At 40.4% G+C, this 9,247-nt stretch carries 8 protein-coding genes; 7 read left to right on the forward strand and 1 reads right to left on the reverse strand.

All coding sequences use genetic code 11. The features are described from left to right. The first annotated feature begins 289 nt into the window (after positions 1–289). From E7204_RS01235 to E7204_RS01250, 4 genes are all read left to right on the forward strand, one after another. Positions 290–1,474 carry a PLP-dependent aminotransferase family protein gene (locus tag E7204_RS01235; RefSeq protein ID WP_295180807.1) on the forward strand — a complete coding sequence of 395 codons (1,185 nt, stop codon included), beginning with the start codon at positions 290–292 and terminating at the stop codon, positions 1,472–1,474. A 379-nt stretch (positions 1,475–1,853) separates the two neighbouring features. After that, positions 1,854–2,621 carry a shikimate kinase gene (locus tag E7204_RS01240; RefSeq protein ID WP_295180809.1) on the forward strand — a complete coding sequence of 256 codons (768 nt, stop codon included), beginning with the start codon at positions 1,854–1,856 and terminating at the stop codon, positions 2,619–2,621. Then, the gene (locus E7204_RS01245; RefSeq protein ID WP_295180811.1) at positions 2,621–4,765 is read left to right on the forward strand and encodes an ATP-dependent RecD-like DNA helicase; all 2,145 of its coding nucleotides are present in this window, start codon (positions 2,621–2,623) and stop codon (positions 4,763–4,765) included. Before E7204_RS01240 ends, E7204_RS01245 begins: the two co-directional genes overlap by 1 nt. An 86-nt stretch (positions 4,766–4,851) precedes the next feature. Continuing rightward, complete coding sequence (locus E7204_RS01250) at positions 4,852–5,508, forward strand: phosphoribosyltransferase family protein (RefSeq protein ID WP_295180813.1); 657 nt, start codon at positions 4,852–4,854, stop codon at positions 5,506–5,508. Positions 5,509–5,593: 85 nt separating this feature from the next. On the opposite strand, the gene E7204_RS01255 is transcribed toward E7204_RS01250, so the two are convergent. Continuing rightward, complete coding sequence (locus E7204_RS01255; RefSeq protein WP_021841395.1) at positions 5,594–6,196, reverse strand: HD domain-containing phosphohydrolase; 603 nt, start codon at positions 6,194–6,196, stop codon at positions 5,594–5,596. Between the two features lie 661 nt (positions 6,197–6,857). On the opposite strand from E7204_RS01255, the gene E7204_RS01260 reads away from it, so the two are divergent. From E7204_RS01260 to E7204_RS01270, 3 genes are all read left to right on the forward strand, one after another. Beyond that, positions 6,858–7,676 (forward strand): basic amino acid ABC transporter substrate-binding protein, encoded by an 819-nt coding sequence (locus E7204_RS01260; protein ID WP_295180816.1) that lies wholly within the window; start codon positions 6,858–6,860, stop codon positions 7,674–7,676. A gap of 200 nt (positions 7,677–7,876) precedes the next feature. Then, positions 7,877–8,638 (forward strand): basic amino acid ABC transporter substrate-binding protein, encoded by a 762-nt coding sequence (locus E7204_RS01265; protein ID WP_164726535.1) that lies wholly within the window; start codon positions 7,877–7,879, stop codon positions 8,636–8,638. Positions 8,639–8,667: 29 nt separating this feature from the next. Further along, positions 8,668–9,247 (forward strand): PLP-dependent aminotransferase family protein (locus E7204_RS01270; RefSeq protein ID WP_295180819.1); only part of this gene is annotated, 580 nt, incomplete at its 3' end.

A 9,247-nucleotide genomic window follows, 5' to 3' on the forward strand; every position in this document is an offset into this window, starting at 1 on the left:
ATAGACAGTAAACTTTTTCTTTAATTTCTTTAGAATACTTTGCCATAAAAAAACTGCACCTCCAAAAATTGTGTCCAATTTTTGGGGTGCAGTTCAAACTTTGATGGTGTTTTTTGTATATACTTATTAAAATTCAGGTAAGTTTTTCTTAAAATAGCTAATTTATTAAAATTTTTAATACAATTTATCACAAAATATCCGTATAGGATAAACTCTTGTATTCTTTTGGTTGACATTTTGCGATGATAAGAGTAAGATAAAAAGCACAATATTTTAAGGAGGTTATATTATGGCTATACGTTTTTCAGACCCGGTTAATGCAATCAAACACTCAGATACAGGAGATATTTTAAAACTCATTGCGCAGCCCGATATGATTTCCTTCGCCGGCGGTTTACCGGCCGAGGAATCATTCCCGGCCGAAGAAATTAAGAAAGCTACGGAGCTCGTTCTGAACGGTGATGCCGGTAAAGCATTGCAATATGGACCATCATTGGGGTATGAACCGCTTCGTGAAAGCATTGCGAAGCGCATGAATCGCATTGTAAAAACACAGTATACGAAAGACAATATTTTAATCACTTGCGGCTCCCAGCAGGGCCTTGATATGTTATGTCGTTTATTCTGTAATAAAGGAGATACGGTTCTTGTAGAAAAACCGTCTTATTTGGGTGCCATTACGGCTTTTAATTTGACTCAGGTTAATTTTGTTGAAATCCCCGGTGACGGTAAAGGAATGATTATTTCCGAGCTTCGCAAAGCTTTGGAAACACATGATGTGCGCTTAATCTACATCGTTACGGACTTCCAAAACCCAACCGGTATTACTTGGACACGTGAACGCCGTGCGGAATTCATGGAAGTGGTAGATGAATTTGAAGTACCGGTTATTGAAGATAATCCTTATGGTGAACTTCGTTATGAAGGGGAATACTTACCGTCTTTAACTACCTTTGATACGAAGAATCTGGTTTGCTCTTTAGGGACCTTCTCTAAAACCTTTGCGCCGGGCTTCCGTCTAGGTTGGATTGCGGCCAATCCATTGTTTATTGAAAAACTGGATTTGTTAAAACAGAATATGGACTTATCCACAGCACCGTTTTCACAGCGTGTTTGCGAAACTTGGCTTCAAAACTTCGATTTTGATGCGCATGTACAATCTATCATTAAATTGTACAAGAGTCGCCGTGATGCTATGCTTAAAGCTATTGATGAGTTCTTTCCTAAGAAAGTTACCCATACTTATCCTGAAGGAGGGCTTTTCATCTGGTGTACCTTACCGGAACAGCTTAAATCTCGTGACATTTTAAAACAATGTATCGAACGTAAAGTTGCCTTCGTACCGGGCGAAGCATTTTTCACATCGGAAGGTAATACCAATTTCTTCCGACTCAATTATTCTTGCAACGACGAAGCCACTATTCGTGACGGAATCCAACGCATTGCAGATGTGTTAAAAGAAAATTTAAAATAACGATGTATTGCATATAAAGTTATATTGTTTATAAAGTCGTATTGTATATAATAGCTGAATATGTAAATGATGACCTGAGTATCTTCGGTGGCTGTAAAAAGCAGTGATGATATTCAGGTCATTTTGCTATCAAGTATTCTTTTAAAAATATAGTTTGTGATTATCAAGTGGGAAGAAATTTCCAAGTTGATTAAAATTTGAATCGTTTATTTTTGCCGCAATGGGAAATTCATGGTAGAGGCTATAAGAATGCAGGGGAATATGGTAAAATATAAGAGCATGAGAAGATACAAATGTTCTTCTCCAAATATAACCCAATACTTATTGGAAGCTATAGGCAATACTTATTGGACACAGCTATATGAGAAACGAGGTTATTATGAATTTACAAGAAGCACGTCAGAAGATTGATGAATTAGATAAAGTTCTCATTACGACATTTGAACAACGTTTGAAAGTGATTTTGGAAATCGCCAAAATTAAAGAACAGGAAAATATTGGAATTTACGAACCGGAACGGGAGCAGGAAGTATTGGCTAAATCCCTTAGCTATGTACAGGCCGGTGATTTGAAAGGCTATGTAAATAACTTTGTAAATTCCATTTTAGATATTAGTAAGACTTGTCAGAAACAACACATGCAACAGCATATCTTTTTGATTGGTATGCCCGGTGCCGGTAAAACTACGGTTGGTAAGGCTTTGGCACAACATCAGGGAATGGAATTTTACGATTTAGATGCGGTGATTCAAGAGAAAACCGGTAAATCCATTCAGAATATCATTATTTATGATGGTGAAGAAGCGTTCCGTAAAGATGAATTTGAAGCTATTACGGACATTGTAAATCACAAAATGCCGGCTGTTATTGCGACCGGCGGTGGCACTGTATTGTCTGAAGATACGGTAAAACTCATGCGTGAATCCGGTTTTGTAGTATTTATTCATCGCGATGTAACCCAGATTCTCGATGATTTGGATATGGAAATTCGCCCATTATTGAAGGAAAGTATTGAATATATTTTCCGCCTTTACGAAGAGCGCTATCCATTATATGAACAAGTCAGCCATGTAAAAGTGCAAAATGCCAGCACTATTGCAGACGCAGTGGATCAAATCGTAGAAGCGTTGCCTAAAGTGGTTCGCTAATGGAAACGCTCCGAGGTATTGTGCAACGGCTCATTTATCAGAATGAAACCAATACCTACTGTGTGTTTCTATTGGAAGATTATAATGAAGAACGAACTGTTTGCACAGCTAATTTAGAGGCCCCTAAAGAAGGGGATGATTTGGAACTTTCCGGTCGTTACATTACACATAAGAAATATGGCCGCCAGTTTGAAGCGGCTACCTTGGAACGACTAAAACCGGATACTTTATACGGCGCTAAGCAATACCTGATAAATTTAGGTGTTAAAGGGTTGGGCGAGAAGTCGGTGGATAAAATTATTGCCTATTTTGAGGAAGACCTTCTTGATATCTTACGCGCTGAAGATCCGGAAGCTTTATTGGAAGTTCCCGGTTTACGTAAAAGTGTAAAAGAAGAATTGTATAATGCATTACGCGGCGAAGGTTTGCTTCAGGAAATCAATCGGTTTCTGGAAAAAGCAGGCCTTAGTTCGCGTTGGAGCCGCACTTTATATACGACTTACGGTGGTGCGGCCATCGATGTATTGCGAGATAATCCGTTCCGCTTAATGGAAGTAGATGGCTCAATCCCATTTTCTATGTGTGATACTTTGCGCAACTCTTTAGGAATCGAACCGAATGATGAGCGGCGTATTGAGGCGGCTATTCTATACACCTTAAAGAATATCGGCGATAACGGTCACAGCTGTATGCCCGCCGATGAGTTAATCGGTATGGTCTTTGATATGCTCGGCGGTTTTGCCGATGAAGTAGCAGCACGCTTGGAAGAACTTTTGGAGATTGGTCAGATTGTAGCCACTGATTATGATGGTTTACTCTATATTTATTCGCCGAATATTTATAATGCGGAATCGGAAGCCGCCTATTTGACGCAAAATCTCATGGCCGATTCCGATGTGATTACCCTCGATTTAGAATCTTTTATTGCCGGCTTTGAAGTAAAAAAAGGATTGCAGTTGGGGGATGCTCAAAAAGAGGCCATAGCCCTTGCTTTACAAAATAAAATTTCTCTTATTACCGGCGGTCCGGGGACCGGTAAAACAACGATTATTCAAGCTTTGGTGGAAGCGTTCCAACAGACGCCGCAAAATCGTATTCTTCTATGTGCACCGACGGGACGCGCAGCCAAGCGCCTTACCGAAGCAACCGGTTATGAAGCCACCACGATTCATCGTATGTTGATGCCGATACAGGGCAGTGATTCGTATGAGTTTACTAAAAACGAAGATGATTTATTAGAAGCTGATGTCATTATCGTGGATGAAGCATCCATGTTAAATGTTCAGTTATATTATTCGCTGTTAGCGGCTATTCCTGAAAATGCCTATGTAGTCATCGTCGGTGACGTGGATCAGTTACCGCCAATCGGAGCCGGTTTTATTCTGCGCGACTTATTGGATAGTCAAATTATACCGTCCGTTCGTTTGAACACGATTTTCCGCCAAAAAGAGGGAAACCGTATCGTAACGAATGCCCATGAAATCAATAAAGGAGATATGCCGGAACTGACTTCAGAAGGTGAATTTAAATTTGTTGAAGTACACAGTGTGACCGACATGATGCATCGCGTGGTAGCTTTGTATCGCGAGGTATTAGCTGAGTGTGATGATGAGCTGGATGTGCAAATCATCTCACCAATGCGCCGCGGGGTAGCTGGTAGTGTAGCTATTTCTAAAACGGTTCAGGCAACGGTTAATCCGCAGGTGGCTACGCGCAGTGCCGTTAAAATTAACGGTCAGACCTATCGTGTCGGGGACAAAGTTATTCAGGTCCTAAATAATTACGAATTGGAAGTATTTAATGGCGAAATCGGTGTTATTTTTTCAATTTCAAAAACCGAAGTGTGCATACGTTTTATGGATAAGGAAGTGCATGTGCCGATGGAGGATATGAGTTCCTTCATGCTTGCTTATGCCATTACGGTTCATAAGAGCCAAGGCAGTGAGTACGGCACGGTCATTATTCCGTTTATTCCGACCTATCATCAGATGTTGCAACGTAATCTTCTGTATACGGCCGTGACACGAGCTCGCAATAAAGTAATTTTGGTGGGCACAAAATCGGCGGTGCAACGCGCCGTAACGACACAAAGCGGTACTACAAGGTATACTTTATTTAAAGAACGTTTGCAGGGATTGATATAATTTTTGATAAATAGATAAGCTGAAAAACATTGTAATGAAACAGCTTGGGGATTTGTAGCAATGCACTTAAGGGGAAGTGAATATTAATGCATTGGAGTGAATTTGTATTTCCGCCTACCTGTCCCGGTTGCGGTACGGAAGTATGGCACCGCGGGGAATGGTGCGAAGCTTGTTTTAATGAACTGTACGATGTGCGTCACGTTACCGATTTGGATGGTCTCGCACTTCGCGAAGTCTATGTAATCGGTCATTATGACAAGGGACTTAAAAGCATATTGGGAGATATTAAATTCCACGGAAAAAAGGAGCGGGCCAAATGGGCCGCTCCTTTTTTGTATTCGTTTATGGTTGACCCGGTTCACAAGCTTTCGTTTAAGCCTGTCTATGTGGTACCCATTCCGGTCAGTGCCAAGAAGCGCATCATACGAGGTTATAACCAGGTAGATATCTTATTTAAAGATTGGGCAACTTGGCGTGGTTGGCATTGGTTGGACTGCTTGGAGAAGATTGACTCTACACAGGCTATGTTTGCCTTGGGCCGCGTGGAACGTAAGGCGAATATGGTCAATGCGTTTAAGCCGATGGCGCCTCTTGTTAAGTCGGGGCAGTTAGAAGGTAAGTCTATTTTATTAGTAGATGACATTTTCACAACCGGTGCTACCTTGGAATCGGCAGCGGAAGTATTGAAAGAGACGTATAAGGTTAAAAATATAGTAGGGGTTACATTGGCTGGGGGACATTAAAAAAGCTCCTGCACAAGCAGGAGCTTTTTTAGCTGTTGTCATTGGGCTTATATTTTATGAACGAATATAATGGCGTTTCATTGTATTAGCCGATAATCTCAATAAAGGCTTTGACTAAATCAGGATCAAAATAAATACCGGAACCACTGAATAATTCCTGTTTAGCCGTCTTTTTACTCTTAGACCACGATTCTGTTGACGGATTAATAGCGGAATCATAGTAATCGGCTATGGCGATAATGCGTGCACCTAACGGAATATTACTGCCACATAAGTGCTTAGGAAATCCGGAACCGTCCCAACGCTCGTGGTGGTAACGGATGTAGGGGATAATCGATTGGCAACATGGATAGTTTTCAATCATGTTTGCCCCGTTTGCCGGATGCTGACGATATTTAGATAATTCCTGACGATTAAAGAATGGCGCTTTTTTTAAAACCGCAGAGGGCATCATAATAAGACCCAAGTCGTGTAATAATGCGCCATGTCTGATTTGTTCTATTTCGTTGGCCGGTAGCCCTAGTTTTGCGGCAATGCTGACAGAGTGATTCGCTACATTAATGGAGTGTGTATATAGCTCGTAGCTTTTCATGCGAATCATCTGCAGGAGCTGGGCACTGATAGCTTCTAAGCTATCTTTTTCCAATTCATATAAGCCCGATGGCTGCATTAAAGATAACATAAACATAATACTGAGTCCTTCCCTTTGTGTCCCCATTTAACAAGTAAACACATTATACAATATTTAGGAATTTTTTGGTATAGGTTGACGTTGCTATCTATGTATAGCAAGTTGTTGAAAAATTGAAAGATATATGGTTGATTTATGAGAAACTAAAAGAGAATACGGTAAGTAAAGGAATTGTAAAGATTGAATACTTTCACAAACTAAAGTGTCAAGGGAAATAAATATTTTTGCCATATCATTTTTATATAGACAAAGTAAAATTCTTTGCGTATAATTTCTTCATACGGGTCTGTGGTTGAAAGTCGAGGCCAGTCGCAGGCAAAACGATCCACGTAAGTAGTGCAACGACATTATGAGCATGGTGCGGCTTAGATGTAAGACCTACCGATAAAATCGAGAGGAGTAGTAGTGGGGAGCCAAGGGCTTAGGAGCGAACCTTCCAGTAGGCGAGTGTGGGGGCAAAGACCAGGTCAGCCGTATGTAAAAAGGCAGCTTTCGGGCTGCCTTTTATTTTTATACAAAAATTTCTGAATTTTTATACATTTTACTATTGACTATTTATGCAAGGTTATGTATAATCATGTCATACCAATTAGAGAAACTCAGTTGAGAGAGAGTTTGAATTCATGATTATACAAGAAGAAGAGTAGGAGATGGAATTATGTTTACACAGAAGATGAAGAAAATTATGTTAACAGGTATGGCGGTATTAGCCATGGGCGCTTTGGTGGCCGGTTGCGGCAGTGATTCGAACAGCGGTCAAGCTGCTAACGGCAAGCAAGTGATTAAAGTAGGTACTAATGCGACATTTGTACCGTTTGAATTTAAGGATGAAAGTTCCCAAGATTTAACCGGTTTTGATATCGATATGGTGAAGGCAATTGCTAAAAAGATGAACGCCGATGTGCAGTTCAAAAATGTGGCCTTTGATGCTTTGATTCCAAGTCTTGGCAATAAAGATATTGATATGGCTGCTTCCGGTATGACGATTACTAAAGCAAGATCCGAAAAAGTATTGTTTGCCGCTCCTTACTATGAATCCGGTATGGCCGTAGTAGTTAAAGGTAACTCGCCTATTAATACATTAGAAGATTTACAAGGCAAAAATATTTCCGTACAAATGGGGACCACCGGTGCTGATTTAGCCGGCAAAATTGCCAATGCAACGTTAAAACAGTTCGACCACAGCAGTGATGCTTTATTAGAACTTAATAAAGGTGGCGTTGATGCAGCGGTACTTGATTTACCGGTAGCACAATATTATGCTTCTAAACATCAAGGTGATGTAAAAGTAATTCCGTATCCTAATACGAAAGAATACTTTGGCTTCGCATTTGCTAAAAACAACAAAGAATTACAGGAAGCTGTAAATAAAGCATTAGCCGAAATGAAGAAAGATGGCGAATTGAACGCTATTTACCAGAAATGGTTCAAAACTGATGCTCCTAAAGATATGCCAACTGAATGGTCCGGTAACTGATTAAATCAGGGAAAATCGTTAAATTAAATGTTGTGCTCTAATTACCTTAGCCAATACATTTGAGCAACAGGAAGTACTATGTTAAAATATTTAGCAATACAAGCGCTAAAGTTTTAGCATAGTACCTTTTTGTATATTTACATGGTAGTATAAAATTGTAGGATTATTACGCAATGTTTTGTGAAATGAGGAGGAACATTATGAATTGGAAAAAAGGGTTAACCTTATTTATGGCAGTGGGCTTAGCGGCCGGTGTTTTAGCAGGTTGCGGCAGCGACACGGCTTCTGATAAAAAGGTAATTACATTTGGTGCGGAAACTACGTATCCGCCGTTTGAATATGCCGAAGATAACACCTATAAAGGTTTTGACGTAGATTTAAGTAATGCTTTGGCCAAAGAAATGGGCTATGAATCAAAATTTGTAAGCCTTCCGTTTGACGGTTTGATTCCTGCCTTGCAAAGTAAACAGATTGATGCTATTGCATCCGGCCTTGTAGTGACAAAAGAGCGTGAGGCTAAAGTTAATTTCACAGCACCGTACTATCATGTAAAACTCGTTATGGTGGTTCGTCAAGATACCAATAATGTTAACGGTGAAGCAGATATTGCGGGTAAAACCGTAGGCGCTCAAATAGGAACCACCGGTGCTATGTTGGCGCAGGAAAAACCGGGCACAACCGTTAAAGAATTCGATGCCATTAGCACGATGTTACAGGATTTAGAAGCAGGCAACATTCAAATTGCCATGCTTGATGAACCGGTAGCAAAATATTACATCCAGAAATTGAACATGAAAGATTTAAAAATTGTACCGGTTGGGTTACAAGATCATACCGTAGCGATTGCAGTGCGTAAGGATGATAAAGAGCTATTGGATAAAATGAATGCGGCTTTTGAAAAATTAAAAGCTAACGGCGAATACGATAAATTACAGCAAAAATGGTTTGGTGATATTCAATAATTATTCGTTATAAGTGACAGGTGATACAGATGGATTACACAAAATTATATGCAAAACGGGCGCTTCAATTGGAGCGTTCCGCCATTGCGGCCTTAAAGGATGAGGCTAAAACGGTGCCGGGCATTTTGTCACTCGGCGAAGGTGTTCCGGCACCGGAATTATTCCCTGTGGAAGAATTAAGTATTGTAGCGGCTAAAGTGTTTAAAGAAGAAGGGCGTGAAGTGTTACAATATGGCGACGGTTTGGGCGGTTTGGAATTACGCCGCCATTTAAGTCGAATTATGACTAAATACGGCATTAATATTGAACCCGACCAAATTCAGATAACCAGCGGGTCCATGCAGTCATTGGATATGGCAGCTCGTTTATTTTTAGAAGCGGGTGATACCGTGTTGGTAGAAGACCCCACGTTTATTGACGTCAAGAATTGCTTAGCTATGACGGGTGCTTCGCTCAAGGGGATTTCTTGTGACGAAGAAGGCATGGATTTACAGTTGTTGGCTGAAGCTCTTGAAACAGATTCCTCCATTAAAGCGATATATGTGATTCCTGATTATCAGAATCCTACCGGTCTTTGTTGGTCTGATAAAAGGCGCCGAGAGTTTATGG

Source organism: Veillonella sp. (assembly GCF_015058545.1).
Classification (GTDB): Bacteria; Bacillota; Negativicutes; order Veillonellales; family Veillonellaceae; genus Veillonella_A.